We start from the raw sequence: 14,678 nt of genomic DNA, 5'->3' as shown, positions 1-14,678 counted from the left end.
CCCACCCCCCTCGCGCCCCCGGGTAACGCGGGCACCTGCGGCGCCGACCCGGCCACCGCCCCCCGCCCCCCCGGGGCCCCCCCCCCCGGGGGGGCCCCCCCCCCCCCCCCCCCCGCCCCCCGGCCGCGTCGCTCCCGTCTCCCGGGTCCGGCGGCGCCGGGAGACGGCCGGCGGTTCCGGGAGACCGGGCACCTGTGCGACGGATCAGCACTCCGCCGTTGACCAGCGAGAACAGCGCGCACGCCCCTTCGCCGACCCTGGACAGCCGAAGCTACCCCCGATTAACTTGTGGGGCCATCGGCGGGCCGCCCGGCCGCGCCGTGCCGGGCACGTCGAAGGGAGCGCCGCCGTGCGCCGCACCGTGTTCACCGAGGACCACGAGGCCTTCCGCGAGACCATCCGCGACTTCATCGCCAACGAGGTCGTCCCCGTGTACGAGGACTGGGAGGCCGCCGGCCATCCGCCGCGCGACTTCTACCGCACGCTGGGCGCACTCGGTGTCTACGGCATCGAGGTGCCCGAGGAGTACGGCGGCGCGGGCGAGAGCGGCTTCAAGTACCAGGCGGTGGTGGCCGAGGAGACCGCGCGGGCCGGCGTCGGCTTCGGGTCCTCGGGTGTGCACACCGGCCTGGTGCTGCCCTATCTGCTGGAGTACGCCAACGAGGAGCAGAAGGCGCGCTGGCTGCCCGGGTTCGTCTCCGGCGACATCATGACCGCGATCGCGATGACCGAGCCGGGCGCCGGCTCCGACCTCGCCGGCATCTCCACCACCGCCCGGCTCTCCGAGGACGGCACCCACTACGTCCTCAACGGCGCCAAGACCTTCATCACCGGCGGCGTCCTCGCCGACCTGGTCCTGGTGGTCTGCCGCACCTCGCCGTACGACCCGGACAACCGCCGGGCCGGGCTCTCCATCCTCTGCGTGGACACCGCCTCCCCCGGCTACACGGTCGGCCGCAAGCTCCAGAAGATCGGTCTGCGCAGCTCGGACACCGCCGAACTGGCCTTCGCGGACGTCAAGGTCCCGGTGGAGAACCTGCTCGGCGAGGAGGGGAAGGCGTTCGGCTACCTGACCCACAACCTGGTGCAGGAACGGCTGGCGATCGCGGTCGGCGCGTACGCGGCCGCCGCGGCCGCGGTGCGGTTCGCGGTGCAGTACGTCAAGGACCGCAAGGTGTTCGGGAAGACGGTCGCCGAGTTCCAGAACACCAAGTTCACGCTGGCCGACTGCGAGTCGCAGGTGATGGCGCAGCAGTCGATGGTCGACCGCGCGCTGGAGCTGTACCAGAACGGTGGGCTGACGGTCGCGGACGCCGCGGCGGCGAAGCTGTTCTGCACCGAGTCGGCGTCCGTCGTGATCGACAAGTGCCTTCAGCTGCACGGAGGTTACGGCTACATCCTGGAGTACCCGATCGCCCGGCTCTACACCGACAACCGGGTCTTCCGGATCTACGGCGGCACCAGCGAGGTCATGCGCAGCATCGTCGCCAAGTCGCTCGGCCTGTAGTCCGGCGCGGCCCGGCCGGCAGTCCGGCACGCGGCCCGGCCTTCGGTCCGGTGGCCGGTCCGGTGCCGGTCCGGTCCGGTCCGGCCACCGGACCCCCGGCGGCGTTCACCCGTCCGAGCGGAGGGGCGGACGCCGCCACCGGGGAACGGCCCCGGCCCGGTGATCAGTTGGGCGAGTGGTGCTCGGTGCGCCAGGCCTCCCAGCCCGCCGAGGACGCCACCTTGGCCTCGTGCAGGGCCCGCTGGGCCAGGGCCTGCGGCGGGGTGTCCAGCCGCCGCACCCAGTCGCGGCCGGCCGTGGCCAGCGCCGCGCACACCATCACCGCACCCGCCGTCCCGAACAGCGCGCCGATGCCCGTGAGCACCGCGCCGCCGGCCAGCAGCGAGCGGTTGACCTGGAACCCGCTGAAAGAACGCTCGTTGGTCGCCATGCCCTCCACCATGGGTGCAGTCGGCCGCCTCCGCACGCCGAGCGCGTCCGCACGCGGGCGCCGCTCGGCGTGCGGGCGCGGGGCGGGTCCGGGACGCTGGGCCGCAAGGGTTCCCCGGCGCGACAGCCGGACGGCGGCGCCGCGGGACGGCACGGCGGAGCGACAGCAGGACGGCAGGAGGACGCGCGATGGTCGATCTCGAACAGCTCGTCGCGGAGCACGCGGCCAGGGCCGCCGAGAGCCCGCACGGCCGCAGCGCCCATCTGGTGCTGCACGACGGGGTGCTGCGGCAGACCGTGATCGCCCTGACCGCGGGCACCTCGCTCGACGAGCACAACGCCCCGGCCGCCGCCAGCCTCCAGGTGCTGCGAGGACGGGTGTCGCTCACCGTCGCGGGGCGGCGCGAGGAGCTCTCCGCCGGTCAGCTGCAGACCGTCCCGCAGGAGCGGCACGGCCTGCTCGCCCACCTCGACTCGGTGGTGCTGCTGACGGCCGTCACCGCCTGAGGGCTCAGCCGGTGGGCCCGTGCCACCGCGGGCCGTCCGCCGCGACGCCGGCCGGGACGTCCGCCGGAGCGTCCTTCGGCCCCAGCACCGAGCCGCCGACCAGCTCGAGGCCGCGCAGGAAGTCCCGCCCGCGGGGCGCCAGGTCGGGGGTGGCCAGCCACTGACCCGCCAGGCCGACCAGCAGCGCCTGGTAGAAGATCCCCCGGGACAGCTCCTCCTCGGTGTCCGGCACCTCCGGCAGCCCCTGGAACAGCGCCGACAGCCCGAGCCGCCCCTCCTTCTGGATTCCGGCGAGCGCCTCCCGCAGCTCGGGCACCCGGTCCGCCTGCAGCATCACCTCGAACTGGGAGGCCCAGAGGCCGCGGTGCTCGGCGATGGTCCCGAGCACACCGTCCCAGACCGCGACGAAGCGCTCCGCCGGATCCTCGGACGCTTCGCTCGCCCGCGCCACCACCGCCGCCAGCACGGCACCCCACTCCCCCGTGGCCTCGATCAGCGCCGCGTTGAGCAGCGCCTCCTTGGAGCCGAAGTGGTAGCCGATCGCCGCCAGGCTGACGCCCGAGGCGGTGGCGATGTCCCGCGCGGTACTGCGCGCGTAGCCCTTCTCGAAGAGGCATTGCTTGGCGCCGGCCATGAGGTCCTCACGATTTCCCATGCCCGCCATGCTACGTCCGATCCAGACGTTTGTCTTGCACGTCCGTCTCGCACACATGTCTAGTACGCCAGTCTCGCACGATCGATTCAGACGCTCGTACTAGACAAACGTCTGACACGTCCGTACCGTCTTCCTCATGACCGCCACCACCGGCCGCGCAGGCCGTCGCGAATGGATCGGCCTCGCCGTCCTCCTGCTCCCGACCCTCGTCCTGACCATGGACATGGGCGTCCTCTTCTTCGCCGTCCCCTACATCTCCACCACGCTGGCGCCGAGCGGCACCGAGCAGCTGTGGATCATGGACATGTACTCGTTCCTGCTGGCCGGGCTGCTCATCACGATGGGCGCGCTGGGCGACCGGATCGGCCGCCGCCGACTGCTGATGACCGGCGCGACCGGCTTCATCGGCGCCTCGCTGCTCGCCGCCTACGCGGACGGTGCCGGCCAGCTGATCGCGGCCCGCGCGGCCCTGGGCATCGCCGGGGCCACCGTGATGCCCTCGACCCTCGCGCTGATCCGCAACATGTTCCACGACCCCAAGCAGCGTCAGATCGCGCTCGGTGCCTGGGGCGGCATCCTCACCACCGGCGCCACCCTCGGCCCGGTCGCGGGCGGCCTGCTGCTCGACCACTTCTGGTGGGGCTCGGTCTTCCTGCTCGCCGTCCCGGTGATGGCCCTGGTCCTGGTCGCCGCCCCGGTCCTGCTCCCCGAGTACCGATCCCCGCAGCGCGGCGGCTTCGACCTGCTCGGCGCCGTCCTCTCGATGAGCGCCGTGCTGCCCCTGGTCTACGGCGTCAAGACGCTCGCGGTGGACGGCTGGGACCCGGTCGCCGCGCTCGCCGTCCCGGTCGGCCTGCTCCTGGCCGGCGCGTTCTACTGGCGTCAGCGCACCGCCGCCGACCCGCTGCTCGACCTCTCGCTGTTCCGGATCCGCGCCTTCAGCGGGGCGATCACCGTCAACACCGTGGCGATGTTCGCGATGATGGGCTTCACCCTCTTCACCTCGCAGTACCTGCAGCTGGTCAAGGGCATGAGCCCGCTCACCGCCTCGCTCTGGTCGCTCGTCCCCAGCGTGGGTGTCGGCGCGGCCGTCGGCACCAGCTCGGCGCTCGCCGGGAAGGTCCGTCCGGCGGCGATGATGGCCGGCGGCTTCCTGATCGGCGCGACCGGCTTCGCGATGATGACCCTGGTCGGCGCGGACTCGCCGCTGGCGCTCGTCCTCACCGCGGCCGGGGTGCTGGCCGCCGGCACCGTCGGCACCATGACGCTCACCGCCGAGATGGTCGTCTCCGCCGCCCCGGTCGAGCGGGCCGGCGCCGCCTCCGCCACCTCCGAGACCGCCGTCGAGCTCGGCAGCTCCCTCGGGATCGCGCTGCTGGGCGCGGCCGGCGCCGCGGTCTACCGCTCCCGGCTGGACGGCGCCCTCCCGGCCGGTCTGGACGGCGAGGCCGCCCGCACCGCGCAGGACACCCTGGGCGGCGCCGTCACCGTCGCCGCCCAGCTGCCCGGCCGGCTCGGCAGCGACCTGCTCGTCACCGCCCGGGCCGCCTTCACCGACGGCCTGCACGTCGCCGCCGTGGTCGGCCTGGTGCTGGCGGTCGGCGCCTCCCTCCTCGCCTACCGCCTGATGCGCCACCTCCCCGCCGCCGCCCCGGCGGCCGCCGAGACCCCCGAGCCCGCCACCGTCTGACCCGCCCGCTCCACCCGGTCCCCCGCACGCGCGTCATCGCAGCCCCCGCCCACCCCGGGCGGGGGCTGCCGCGTCCGGCGGCCGGCGGGCCCGTTCGGCCGCGCGGGGACGATCCGCCGCTCACCCGCGCGGGCCCGATCCGCCGTTCGCCCGCGCGGGGACGATCCGCGTGCCAGGCTGCCGGGATGAGCGACGACGGTGTGCACGGGCGGGTGCGGGCGAGCTACGACACGGTGGCGGAGGAGTACCGGAAGCGGATCGGGGGTGAGCTGGCGTTCAAGGTGATGGACCGGGCGCTGCTCGGGGTGGTGCTGGAGGAGGCCGCCGGGGGGACGGTGGCGGACCTCGGGTGCGGTCCCGGGCACATCACCGGCTGGCTGGGCGAGCGGGGGGCGGCGGTCGGGGTGGACCTGTCGCCCGCGATGGTGGCGGTGGCCCGGCGGGAGCACCCCGGGGCGGAGTTCCGGGTCGGCGACCTGCTGGCGCTGCCCGCCGCCGACGGGGAGTTCGCCGCCGCGGTGGCGCTCTACTCGGTGATCCACCTCGAACCGGCCGAACTGCGGCCCGCCTTCGAGGAGATCCGTCGGGTGCTGCGGCCGTCCGGGGTGCTGCTGGTCTCGTTCCACCGGGGCACCGAGGTGAAGACGCTGGACGAGTGGTGGGGCCACCGGGTGGACGTGGACTTCCGCTCCCTGGAGACCGACACCGTCGCCCGGCTGCTGACGGAGGCCGGTTTCACCGTCACGGCCCGGCTGGAGCGCGACCCGTACCCCGAGGAGGCGCCGACCCGCCGCGGCTATCTGCTGGCCCGTCGGACCTGACCGCCAGGGCGTCCGGCGCTGACCGCCCGGGCGTCCGGCGGACCTCCGCGCCCCCGGGCCGTCCGCCCGCGCAGCACCTGGTTTTTGACCAGCGTTTCCCGGCCGGTGTATACGTTCGCCGCCGCGGCCAGGCATACTGGCCAGGACGGGCGCTTTGCCCAACTGTGACGTATCACTCTAGACGAGAAGGGACCGGTGGCCAGGGATGCTGCGTAACGGTCTTGAGCCCTGGCACGTGCTTGTGGTGCTGGCTGTCGTGATCCTGCTGTTCGGGTCGAAGAAGCTGCCGGAGATGGCCCGCGGCCTCGGCAAGTCGATGCGGATCCTGAAGGCGGAGACGAAGGCGATGCGCGAGGACGACACTCCCGCCGCCGACGCCGCGCCGGGCACCGCACAGAGCACCGCCGCCCCGGCCCAGCCGGCCGCCGAGCAGCCCCGCCCGGCCGCCGTCAACCCGACCAACGTGACCAAGGCCACCGAGGCGCCCCGGTCCACCACCGCCTGATCCACGGCGGTACGAAGCCGGCCGAAGCCCCCGCCCCGAACGGCGGGGGCTTCGTCGTGTCCGGACCCGGCCGAACAGCCCCGACCCCACCGGCCCGAACGGCCCCGACCCGACCGGCCCCGGCGCTCGGCCCCGGCCCCGGACCACGCCCGGACGGAGCAGCCCGGGCGGCGGGCCGGGCCGCTCCGGGGCAGGCTGGCCGCGATGTCCGCGAACCAGCAGCCGCCGACGCCCCCGTCCCTGCAGCGTCCCGACCTCCGGGTCTGGGGACTGCTGCTGGGCTCGTTCGCGCTGCTGATGCTCGGCTACTTCACCCTGCCGCTGCGCACCCTGGGCGACGACCACCCGCTGGTGAGCTGGATGGTCTTCGCCGCGGTGCTGACCTTGCTGACCGGGCTGCTGCTGGCCCGGATCGTCGACAGCATGCGCGGCACCGGCCGCCATCCCGGCGTCTGGCTGGCCTTCCTGATCTGCTTCTCGCTGACCGTCTTCGCCGGCACCTACTACGTCCTGGCCGACCGTCCGGGCGAGTTCGACGGGCTGGTGACCCGTCTGGACGCGCTGTACTTCACGGTCGTCACGATGGCGACCATCGGGTACGGCGACATCACCGCGGCGGGTCAGGGGCCGCGGCTGGTGGTGCTCCTGCAGATCACCTACAACTTCGTGTTCCTGGCGGCGGCGGCCGGGGCCCTGAGCCGGACCGTCCGCTCCGGGATGGAGGTCCGCGCGCGCCGCTCCGAGGGCGACGCCGCTCCCGGCCACCGGCTCGGACACGGCCACGGCCACGGCCACGGCGGTGGACCGCGCCCCGGCCCGGGCCAGGGCCGCCGCAGCCGGGGTCTGCTGCGCGGCCGCCGGCACGACGAGGACGACGGCCGGCCCGAGGACGACGGCCGGCCCGAGGACGACGGCCGGCCCGGGGACGACGGACGCCGGAACAGCCGGCCCGAGGACGGCTAGGAGCGACCGGTGTCGATCACGCAGAACCGGTTGCCGTCCGGGTCGGCGAGCACCACGAAGTCCGGGTCCTCCGGGTAGAGGTCCCAGTCGACCCGGCTCGCGCCCAGCCCGACCAGCCGCTCCACCTCCGCCGCCTGGTCCCGCGCGTCGGTCGCGTAGAGGTCCAGATGCACCCGCGGGTGCTCCTGCGGCGGCGTCCCGCTCCGGCCGAGCGCCACCTGCACCCCGGGGGCGCCGGCCGCCGGGACGAGCACCACCCAGTCGTCCCCGGCCTCGCCGTCCCGGGGCGTGTACCCCAGGGCCTCGCCCCAGAACGCCGCCGCGCGGCCGACGTCCAGTACTCCGAGCACCACCGAACCGAGTCTCAGCATGCCGCCGATTGTGCCCGACCGGCCGACCGGAGCACCGGTCGGCCGGTGCGCGGTCAGGCCGGGACGGGGGCACGGGAGACCTCCTGCAGCGGTTGCGCATCGGTGACACCACGGCCGGCAGTTCCATCGGACGGGGATGGGGATTCCCGTGAACAGCAGGCGACGACTTCGCCCTTTTCCGCTTCCCCGCAACGGAGTTGACTCGGCGACAGGATCAGGACGGCTGCCCGCTACTGACCGGCGCCCGCCGCTCCGCCGCCCTTCCGGCGCAGGGACATCAGGAGCAGGAAGACGGCCGACAGCACCGCCGCCACCCGCAGGACCCCCGGCGCGGCCTCCCACATCGCGTGCGAGCCCTGCTCGCCCGGTGCCGGGGCCGTGCCCCAACGGCCCTGCGCCCGGCCCCAGTAGAAGAGCGAGCTGCCGCTGATGACCATCAGCGGGATCCCGAACACCGCCAGCTTCCGCATGAAGTCGGACAGCTGGCGGGACAGGTAGCCGAGCGCCCAGCCGATCAGCATGGCGATCAGCTGGCCGGTGACGGCGCCGCCGACCAGCACCGCGGCGGAGAGCAGCAGCAGGGGCGAGGGGCGCCGCCCGCCCGGGGCCTTGCCCGGACCGCCCTTGGCGCCGGGGGCGCCCTCGGCGGGGCCCGACCCGGCGGGGCCGTTCTTCCCCCGGGCCGGGGCCTTCTTCCCGCCCGTCCGCTTCCCGGCCGGCTCCTTGCCGCCGCCCTTGGCCCTGCCCTTCCGGTTGCCCTTCCCGGCCGCCCCGCCGTCCGTCGGCGCCGCCGGGTCGCCCTGGGCCGCGTCCTCGCCGGCGCCGGGCGCCGCACCGGCGTCGGTGGCGGTCCGCTGCTCCGGGATCGGACGGTTGGAGGCGACCGGGCCGTCCCCGAAGTCGATGGTGACGTAGTCCCAGTGGCCCGTGCTCACGGCGCGGTAGGCCGGCGGCAGCGCCTCCGGGTCCGCGGGGGCGTCATCGGCCGGCCTCGCCGACCACGGCGATCCGTCGTTCCCGTCGGTGCCCCGGGTCGCGCGCCGGTCGGCGGCCCGGTCCGTGCCCCGGTCCCGGCCGGAACGCGTGGGGGGCGGCAGGAACGCGGCGGGCGCCCCGGGGGCCCCGCCGTCCGGGTCCGATCCGCCGGACGCCCCACCGGACGCCCCACCCGGCGCCCCGCCGGACGGCGGCCCGGCCGGACGCGGCGGCTCCTGGGGCCGCGGCGGGACGGCCGGCGCCGGCTCCCCCGCGTACACGCTGTCGCCGTCACCGCTCCCGCTCCCGCCGGAGGCCCCCGCACCCCCCGGCGGCTCGCTCCAGGGTCCCTGCTTGCGCCACCACTCGCCGTCCGACATCCCCACGCACCCCGCCTAGCCCGTACCGATTGCCGCACCGATTGCCGTACCGATTGCCGCACCGCACCGGACCCGCCACCCGTCCGCACGCGGCGTCGTCCCCGCCGACCGTGACGCTACCCACCCGCCGCCCCGCCACGCGAGCCGGAACGCCGCCCGGCCGCACCCGGGTTCACCCCGGCGGCACCCGGCCCGGCCCCGACGTCACCCGTACCCGCCCCGGCCCCGCGACCGCGGCCCCTTCCCCACCGCTCCCCCGCCACCCCGCCGTTCCCGTCAACCCCCGTGCGCCCGCCGCCCCCGCGGAACCACGCCGACGCCCCCGGATCCACCGGCGCCGGGGCCCTCCCGCCCCGCCGCCACCCGACTAACCTAGGTCGAATGACCACACAGCAGGGCCCACAGCGCCAGGCCAAGTCCCCCGCGGGCGCCCGCACCCTCGCCGAGGAGCTGCGCGCCCGGCCCGACGACGACCTCGTCGCCCTGCTCCGGTCCCGCCCCGACCTGCTCAACCCCGTGCCCGGCGACCTCACCCAGCTCACCGCCCGGCTCTCCTCCCGTGCCTCCGCCCTGCGTGCGCTGGAACGCCTGGACCGCTTCACCCTGCAGACCGCCGAGGCCCTGGCCGCGCTCCCCGACGCCTCCTCACCGGCCGCCGTGCGCACCCTGCTGGCCGGACCGGCCAAGGTGAAGCCGCACCCCGAGGCCACCCCGCTGAGCACCGCAGACCGCGCCGCCGTCGCCGCCGCGCTGCCCCGCGCCCTGGCCACCCTGCGCGACCGGGCCCTGCTCTGGGGGCCCGACAACGGTCTGCGCCTGGTCATCGCGGCCCGCGAGGCGCTCGCGCCGACCGCCGCCAACCCCGGCCGCACCGGCCTCGGCCCGACCTTCGCCGAGGCGAGCACCGGCATGTCCCCGGCCCGGCTCCAGCAACTGCTCACCTCCGCCGGACAGCCCGCGACGCCCGACCCGGTCACCGCCGTCGCCGCGTTCACCACCCTGCTCGGCGACCGCGCCCGCTGTGAGGCCCTGCTCGCCACCGCCCCCGAGGCCGCGCTGCGACTGCTCGACCGGCTGGTCTGGGGCCCGCCCACCGGCACCGTCCCGGACGCCACCCGCCCGGTCACCGCGCAGGACGCCCAGAGCCCGGTCGAATGGCTGCTGGCCCGCGGCCTGCTGCTGCCCACCAGCCCGGGCAGCGTCGTCCTGCCCCGCGAACTCGCCCTGCACCTGCGCGGCGGACGCTCGCACCGCACCGTCGAACCGCTCCAGCCCGAACCCGCGCCCACCGCCGCACCGCGCGATCCCGCGACGGTGGACGGCGCGGCCGCCGGGCAGGCGCACACCGCCGTCCGGACCGTCGAGGAGCTGCTGGAACTCTGCGGCCTCACCCCGCCGCCCACCCTGCGCGCCGGCGGCCTCGGGGTGCGCGATCTCAAGCGCACCGCCCAGGCCCTGGAGAGCACCGAGCAGATCGCCGCGTTCTGGCTCGAACTCGCCCACACCTCGGGCCTGCTGGCCCCGGACGGCGAGGTCGAGGAGCACTGGGCGCCGACCCCCGGGTACGACGAGTGGCTGCGCCTGGACACCGCCGCCCGCTGGGCCGTGCTGGCCCGCGCCTGGCTCGCCGCGACCCGCGTCCCGGCCCTGGCCGGCACCGCCGACAGCAAGGGCAAGCAGCGCGCCGTGCTCGGCCCCGAACTGGACCGCACCCTCGCTCCGCAGGTCCGCCGCGCCGCCCTCGCCCTGCTCGCCGAACTCCCGCCCGGCACCGCGGCCACCCCGGCCGATCTCCTGCCCACCCTGCGCTGGCAGCGCCCGCTGCGCGGCGGGCCGACCGACCCCGACGGCCGCGACCTGCGCGAACACCTGGTCGACTGGACCCTGGCCGAGGCCGAACTCCTCGGCGTCACCGGCCGCGGCGCCCTCGCCGCCCCCGCCCGCGCGCTGCTCACCGCCGAGGCCGACCCCGCCACCGTGCTCGCCCCGCTGCTGCCGCAGCCGCTCGACCACGTGATCCTCCAGCCGGACCTCACCGCGATCGCGCCCGGCCCGCTGCTCACCCCGCTCGCCCAGGCGCTCGCGCTCTGCGCCGACATCGAGTCCAAGGGCGGCGCGACCGTCTACCGCTTCACCCCGGAGTCGGTCCGGCGCGCCCTCGACGCCGGGCGCAGCGCCGCCGACCTGAGGGCCTTCCTCGACCAGCACTCCCGCACGCCGCTCCCGCAGCCGCTCGGCTACCTGATCGACGACGTGGCCCGCCGGCACGGCCTGCTCCGGGTCGGCGCCGCCTCGTCCTACCTGCGCTGCGACGACCCGTCCCTGCTGAACGAGATCCTGGCCGACCGCCGCTCCGCCGACCTGCGGCTGCGGCTGCTCGCGCCGACCGTGCTGGCCGCCCAGGCCGGGCCGGACGTCCTGCTCGGCACGCTGCGCTCGATGGGGTACGCGCCGGCCGCCGAGTCCGCCGACGGCGATGTGCTGATCACCCGCCCGGACAGCCACCGCACCCCGCCCCGGGCGGCGCCGGTGCCCGTCCCGGACGGCCCGCCGACCCCGGACGACACCCTGCTCGCCGCCGCCGTCAAGGCGATCCGGGCCGGCGACCGGGCCGCCACCGCCGTCCGCCGCGAGCCCGCCGCCGCGTCCGGGCGGCAGCTGCCGCGCACCGCCGCCGCCGAGACCCTGGCGAGCCTGCAGACGGCGGTCCTGCTCGGCGAGCGGATGTGGATCGGCTACCTCAACGCGGAGGGCCTCGCCAGCCAGCGGATCATCGACCCGGTGAAGGTCGAGGGCGGCTACGTCACCGCCTTCGACCACCACGACGGCGAGCTGCGCACCTTCGCGCTGCACCGGATCACCGGGGTCGCCGAACTCGACGAGTGACCCCCGGGCTCAGTGGCCCTGCTGCTGGGCCTGCTGCTGCTGGGCCTCCTCGGCCTGCTTCTGCTTCATCGCCTTGTCGGCCATGGCCGCGAGGTCGCCCTGCCCGACCGGCATCACGGCGTTCGCCCCGGCCAGGTCCGCGAGCAGGAACCCGGGCGCCGCGAGCAGCCCGCCGGGTCCCTCGCCGACCCCCGCGACCGCGTGCGCGGAACCGGCCGAGGAAGCGGTGGCGGCGAAGGCCGTACCGGCGAGGGCGAGAGCGGTGAGGACACGCTTCGACTTGTTCATGCAGGGATCAACGAGCCACTCCCGCCACGGTCACCCCCCGCGTCCCCGGCCGCACGGCCCGTACCGGTGGTTGACGCCCCGCCGCGACCGGCGTAGTCCGGAATCACGGGGGTGACGAAGGGAGTCATCATGCTCGGCGATCTCATCGGCCGGACCGAGAACCGGGACACCGGCCGCCGCGTGCTCGACGCCGGGGACGGCCACGTCGTGGTCGAGGTCTCGTTCGAGTCCAGGGGCAGCTACTACGGCGCCGAGGTCAACGGCTTCGGCACCTACGAGTCCGAGGTGCGCGCCGACGGTGGTCTGCGCGGCGAGGGCCAGGGCGTCGACATGACGGCCGACGGCCAGAGCGTCGTCTGGCACGGCACCGCGCTCGGCCGCTTCACCGAGGGCGGCGGCACCAGCTGGCGCGGCGCGCTCTTCTTCTCCACCGCCTCCTCGGAGCTCGACCGCCTCAACCACGTCGTCGGCCTGTTCGAGTACGAGGTGGCCCCGGACGGCAAGTCCACCGGCGCGTACTACGAGTGGAAGTAGCCGCCCGCCGGGGGCGGTCCCGTCCTCCCGGCCGGATGCGCGACACTGGAGGGTCGGCGTGCCGCAGGACCCGCGGCCGCCACGGACCTGTCAGCCAGTGGAGGGCTTCCCCGCGTGAACGACGGACCGCTCATCGTCCAGAGCGACAAAACTCTTCTCCTGGAGATCGACCACCCCAGGGCCGCCGAGTGCCGGCGTGCCATCGCGCCGTTCGCCGAGCTGGAGCGGGCGCCGGAGCACGTGCACACGTACCGGGTGACGCCGCTCGGGCTGTGGAACGCGCGGGCCGCGGGCCACGACGCCGAGCAGGTCGTCGACGCCCTGGTGACGTACTCCCGCTACCCGGTGCCGCACGCGCTGCTGGTCGACGTGGCCGACACGATGGCCAGGTACGGGCGGCTGCGGCTGACCAAGCACCCCACCCACGGCCTGGTGCTGAGCACCACCGACCGCCCGGTGCTCGAGGAGGTGCTGCGTTCCAAGAAGATCGTGCCGCTGGTCGGCGAGCGGGTCGACCCGGACACCGTGGTCGTGCACCCCTCGGAGCGCGGCCAGATCAAGCAGGTGCTGCTCAAGCTCGGCTGGCCCGCCGAGGACTTCGCCGGCTACGTGGACGGCGAGGCGCACCCGATCGAGCTGGCCGAGGACGGCTGGAGCCTGCGCCCGTACCAGGCGCAGGCGGTCGAGGGCTTCTGGCACGGCGGCTCGGGCGTGGTCGTGCTGCCCTGCGGCGCCGGCAAGACCCTGGTCGGCGCGGCGGCGATGGCGCACGCCAAGTCGACCACGCTGATCCTGGTCACCAACACCGTCTCGGCCCGCCAGTGGAAGCACGAGCTGATCAAGCGGACCTCGCTGACCGAGGACGAGATCGGCGAGTACAGCGGCACCAGGAAGGAGATCCGCCCGGTCACCATCGCGACCTACCAGGTGATGACCACCAAGCGGAAGGGCGTCTACGCCCACCTGGAGCTGTTCGACGCCCGCAACTGGGGCCTGGTCGTCTACGACGAGGTCCACCTGCTGCCGGCCCCGGTGTTCAAGTTCACCGCCGACCTCCAGGCCCGCCGCCGGCTCGGCCTGACCGCCACCCTGGTGCGCGAGGACGGCCGCGAGGGCGACGTGTTCAGCCTCATCGGTCCGAAGCGCTTCGACGCGCCGTGGAAGGAGATCGAGGCGCAGGGCTACATCGCGCCGGCCGACTGCTGCGAGGTCCGGGTCACCCTGACCGACTCCGAGCGGCTCGCCTACGCCACCGCCGAGCCGGAGGAGCGCTACCGGTTCTGCGCCACCACGGCGACCAAGCGCCGGGTGGTGGAGGCGCTGGTCAAGAAGCACGAGAAGGACCAGACGCTGATCATCGGCCAGTACATCGACCAGCTGGACGAGCTCGGCGAGGTCCTGGACGCCCCGGTGATCAAGGGCGAGACCAGCAACGCCCAGCGCGAGAAGCTGTTCGACGCCTTCCGCAACAAGGAGATCGGCGTCCTGGTCGTCTCCAAGGTGGCCAACTTCTCCATCGACCTGCCGGAGGCGACCGTCGCCATCCAGGTCTCCGGGACCTTCGGCTCCCGGCAGGAGGAGGCCCAGCGCCTCGGCCGGGTCCTGCGTCCCAAGGCGGACGGCCACTCCGCCCACTTCTACTCCGTGGTCGCCCGGGACACCGTCGACCAGGACTTCGCGGCCCACCGCCAGCGCTTCCTCGCCGAACAGGGCTACGCCTACCGCATCATCGACGCGGACGACGTGCTGTAGCGGGCCGCCGGCGGGCGCGACGGGGCGGAGGGCTCAGTAGCGGAGGGCTCAGTAGCGGACGCCGTCGCGGCCCAGGAGGATCACGCGCGCGGCGGTGTCCAGGGCGATGCCGACGTTGCGGACGGTGGTGGTGAGGGGGTTGCGGCGGCGGCCGGTGGTGGCGGTGGCGCCGGACGGGGCGGTGCGGGTGCGGTGCGGTGTGCTCATGTGTTCCACGCTAGGCACCCGAACGGCCGTCGCCATCACCCCGAAGGCCGTATCCGGCGGGACGAAGGTCGTCCTCCGGGAGTACGGAGGCCCCGAGTCCGTCGGGGGTGGATCCCCGAGGCCGACGCGGCTAGGATCGTCCGTCTGCCCCCTCCCGAACCGTGGTACCCGCTGAAGTCGCGCGGGCAGCCGGGGGAGGTGCCGACCG

15 protein-coding genes are annotated in these 14,678 nt (G+C 75.1%); 9 read left to right on the top strand and 6 right to left on the bottom strand.

Annotation, left to right across the window (positions count from 1 at the left end):
* Positions 1 to 349 precede the first annotated feature (349 nt).
* The gene (locus ACIPYS_RS39420; RefSeq protein ID WP_173862101.1) at positions 350 to 1,507 is read left to right on the top strand and encodes an acyl-CoA dehydrogenase family protein; all 1,158 of its coding nucleotides are present in this window, start codon (positions 350 to 352) and stop codon (positions 1,505 to 1,507) included.
* A gap of 163 nt (positions 1,508 to 1,670) precedes the next feature.
* Here ACIPYS_RS39420 and ACIPYS_RS39415 read toward each other — a convergent pair whose 3' ends face one another.
* Positions 1,671 to 1,937, bottom strand: coding sequence for a hypothetical protein (locus ACIPYS_RS39415; RefSeq protein WP_030393695.1), 267 nt, complete (start codon positions 1,935 to 1,937; stop codon positions 1,671 to 1,673).
* A 188-nt stretch (positions 1,938 to 2,125) separates the two neighbouring features.
* Between ACIPYS_RS39415 and ACIPYS_RS39410 the strand changes: the two genes are divergently transcribed.
* Positions 2,126 to 2,443 carry a cupin gene (locus ACIPYS_RS39410; protein ID WP_093861523.1) on the top strand — a complete coding sequence of 106 codons (318 nt, stop codon included), beginning with the start codon at positions 2,126 to 2,128 and terminating at the stop codon, positions 2,441 to 2,443.
* Positions 2,444 to 2,447: 4 nt separating this feature from the next.
* Here the strand turns inward: ACIPYS_RS39410 and ACIPYS_RS39405 are convergent, their stop codons facing one another.
* Entirely contained in the window at positions 2,448 to 3,098 is a 651-nt protein-coding gene (locus ACIPYS_RS39405) for a TetR/AcrR family transcriptional regulator (protein ID WP_400755385.1), read from the bottom strand.
* A gap of 136 nt (positions 3,099 to 3,234) precedes the next feature.
* On the opposite strand from ACIPYS_RS39405, the gene ACIPYS_RS39400 reads away from it, so the two are divergent.
* The 4 genes from ACIPYS_RS39400 (at position 3,235) to ACIPYS_RS39385 (ending at position 7,077) form a co-directional block, all read left to right on the top strand.
* Positions 3,235 to 4,788: an MFS transporter gene (locus tag ACIPYS_RS39400; RefSeq protein WP_400755384.1), complete on the top strand. Its 1,554-nt coding sequence runs from the start codon at positions 3,235 to 3,237 to the stop codon at positions 4,786 to 4,788.
* Between the two features lie 185 nt (positions 4,789 to 4,973).
* Entirely contained in the window at positions 4,974 to 5,609 is a 636-nt protein-coding gene (locus ACIPYS_RS39395; RefSeq protein WP_093861521.1) for a class I SAM-dependent methyltransferase, read from the top strand.
* A gap of 205 nt (positions 5,610 to 5,814) precedes the next feature.
* Positions 5,815 to 6,114 carry a Sec-independent protein translocase subunit TatA gene (gene tatA / locus ACIPYS_RS39390; protein ID WP_030393690.1) on the top strand — a complete coding sequence of 100 codons (300 nt, stop codon included), beginning with the start codon at positions 5,815 to 5,817 and terminating at the stop codon, positions 6,112 to 6,114.
* Between the two features lie 204 nt (positions 6,115 to 6,318).
* Entirely contained in the window at positions 6,319 to 7,077 is a 759-nt protein-coding gene (locus ACIPYS_RS39385; RefSeq protein ID WP_400755382.1) for a potassium channel family protein, read from the top strand.
* Here the strand turns inward: ACIPYS_RS39385 and ACIPYS_RS39380 are convergent.
* The gene (locus tag ACIPYS_RS39380; RefSeq protein ID WP_093861519.1) at positions 7,074 to 7,448 is read right to left on the bottom strand and encodes a VOC family protein; all 375 of its coding nucleotides are present in this window, start codon (positions 7,446 to 7,448) and stop codon (positions 7,074 to 7,076) included. The genes ACIPYS_RS39385 and ACIPYS_RS39380 overlap by 4 nt on opposite strands.
* Positions 7,449 to 7,678: 230 nt before the next feature.
* Positions 7,679 to 8,383 (bottom strand): hypothetical protein, encoded by a 705-nt coding sequence (locus ACIPYS_RS39375; protein WP_400755380.1) that lies wholly within the window; start codon positions 8,381 to 8,383, stop codon positions 7,679 to 7,681.
* A gap of 801 nt (positions 8,384 to 9,184) precedes the next feature.
* Here ACIPYS_RS39375 and ACIPYS_RS39370 point away from each other — a divergent pair.
* On the top strand, positions 9,185 to 11,689 hold the full coding sequence (locus ACIPYS_RS39370) for a helicase C-terminal domain-containing protein (RefSeq protein WP_400755378.1): 2,505 nt from the start codon (positions 9,185 to 9,187) through the stop codon (positions 11,687 to 11,689).
* A gap of 9 nt (positions 11,690 to 11,698) precedes the next feature.
* On the opposite strand, the gene ACIPYS_RS39365 is transcribed toward ACIPYS_RS39370, so the two are convergent.
* Positions 11,699 to 11,977: a hypothetical protein gene (locus ACIPYS_RS39365; protein ID WP_093861516.1), complete on the bottom strand. Its 279-nt coding sequence runs from the start codon at positions 11,975 to 11,977 to the stop codon at positions 11,699 to 11,701.
* Positions 11,978 to 12,106: 129 nt separating this feature from the next.
* On the opposite strand from ACIPYS_RS39365, the gene ACIPYS_RS39360 reads away from it, so the two are divergent.
* Together ACIPYS_RS39360 and ACIPYS_RS39355 are read left to right on the top strand one after the other, a co-directional pair.
* The gene (locus ACIPYS_RS39360; RefSeq protein ID WP_093861515.1) at positions 12,107 to 12,511 is read left to right on the top strand and encodes a hypothetical protein; all 405 of its coding nucleotides are present in this window, start codon (positions 12,107 to 12,109) and stop codon (positions 12,509 to 12,511) included.
* Positions 12,512 to 12,625: 114 nt separating this feature from the next.
* Complete coding sequence (locus ACIPYS_RS39355; RefSeq protein ID WP_093861514.1) at positions 12,626 to 14,263, top strand: DNA repair helicase XPB; 1,638 nt, start codon at positions 12,626 to 12,628, stop codon at positions 14,261 to 14,263.
* A 48-nt stretch (positions 14,264 to 14,311) separates the two neighbouring features.
* Here ACIPYS_RS39355 and ACIPYS_RS39350 read toward each other — a convergent pair whose 3' ends face one another.
* Positions 14,312 to 14,470, bottom strand: coding sequence for a hypothetical protein (locus tag ACIPYS_RS39350; protein ID WP_159424969.1), 159 nt, complete (start codon positions 14,468 to 14,470; stop codon positions 14,312 to 14,314).
* Positions 14,471 to 14,678 lie beyond the last annotated feature (208 nt).

The sequence above is a fragment of the Kitasatospora sp. NPDC089913 genome, assembly GCF_044748625.1.
GTDB lineage: Bacteria > Actinomycetota > Actinomycetes > Streptomycetales > Streptomycetaceae > Kitasatospora.
The sequence above is the reverse complement of the archived record's forward strand: the minus strand, read 5'-3'. Positions and strand labels throughout refer to the sequence as shown.

Coding starts and splice junctions, on each gene's coding strand:
- ACIPYS_RS39360 (WP_093861515.1), top strand. CDS start 12,107: ATGCTCGGCGATCTCATCGGCCGGACCGAGAACCGGGACACCGGCCGC.
- ACIPYS_RS39410 (WP_093861523.1), top strand. CDS start 2,126: ATGGTCGATCTCGAACAGCTCGTCGCGGAGCACGCGGCCAGGGCCGCC.
- ACIPYS_RS39380 (WP_093861519.1), bottom strand. CDS start 7,448: ATGCTGAGACTCGGTTCGGTGGTGCTCGGAGTACTGGACGTCGGCCGC.
- ACIPYS_RS39365 (WP_093861516.1), bottom strand. CDS start 11,977: ATGAACAAGTCGAAGCGTGTCCTCACCGCTCTCGCCCTCGCCGGTACG.
- ACIPYS_RS39385 (WP_400755382.1), top strand. CDS start 6,319: ATGTCCGCGAACCAGCAGCCGCCGACGCCCCCGTCCCTGCAGCGTCCC.
- tatA (WP_030393690.1), top strand. CDS start 5,815: ATGCTGCGTAACGGTCTTGAGCCCTGGCACGTGCTTGTGGTGCTGGCT.
- ACIPYS_RS39405 (WP_400755385.1), bottom strand. CDS start 3,098: ATGGGAAATCGTGAGGACCTCATGGCCGGCGCCAAGCAATGCCTCTTC.
- ACIPYS_RS39395 (WP_093861521.1), top strand. CDS start 4,974: ATGAGCGACGACGGTGTGCACGGGCGGGTGCGGGCGAGCTACGACACG.
- ACIPYS_RS39350 (WP_159424969.1), bottom strand. CDS start 14,470: ATGAGCACACCGCACCGCACCCGCACCGCCCCGTCCGGCGCCACCGCC.
- ACIPYS_RS39415 (WP_030393695.1), bottom strand. CDS start 1,937: ATGGCGACCAACGAGCGTTCTTTCAGCGGGTTCCAGGTCAACCGCTCG.
- ACIPYS_RS39370 (WP_400755378.1), top strand. CDS start 9,185: ATGACCACACAGCAGGGCCCACAGCGCCAGGCCAAGTCCCCCGCGGGC.
- ACIPYS_RS39400 (WP_400755384.1), top strand. CDS start 3,235: ATGACCGCCACCACCGGCCGCGCAGGCCGTCGCGAATGGATCGGCCTC.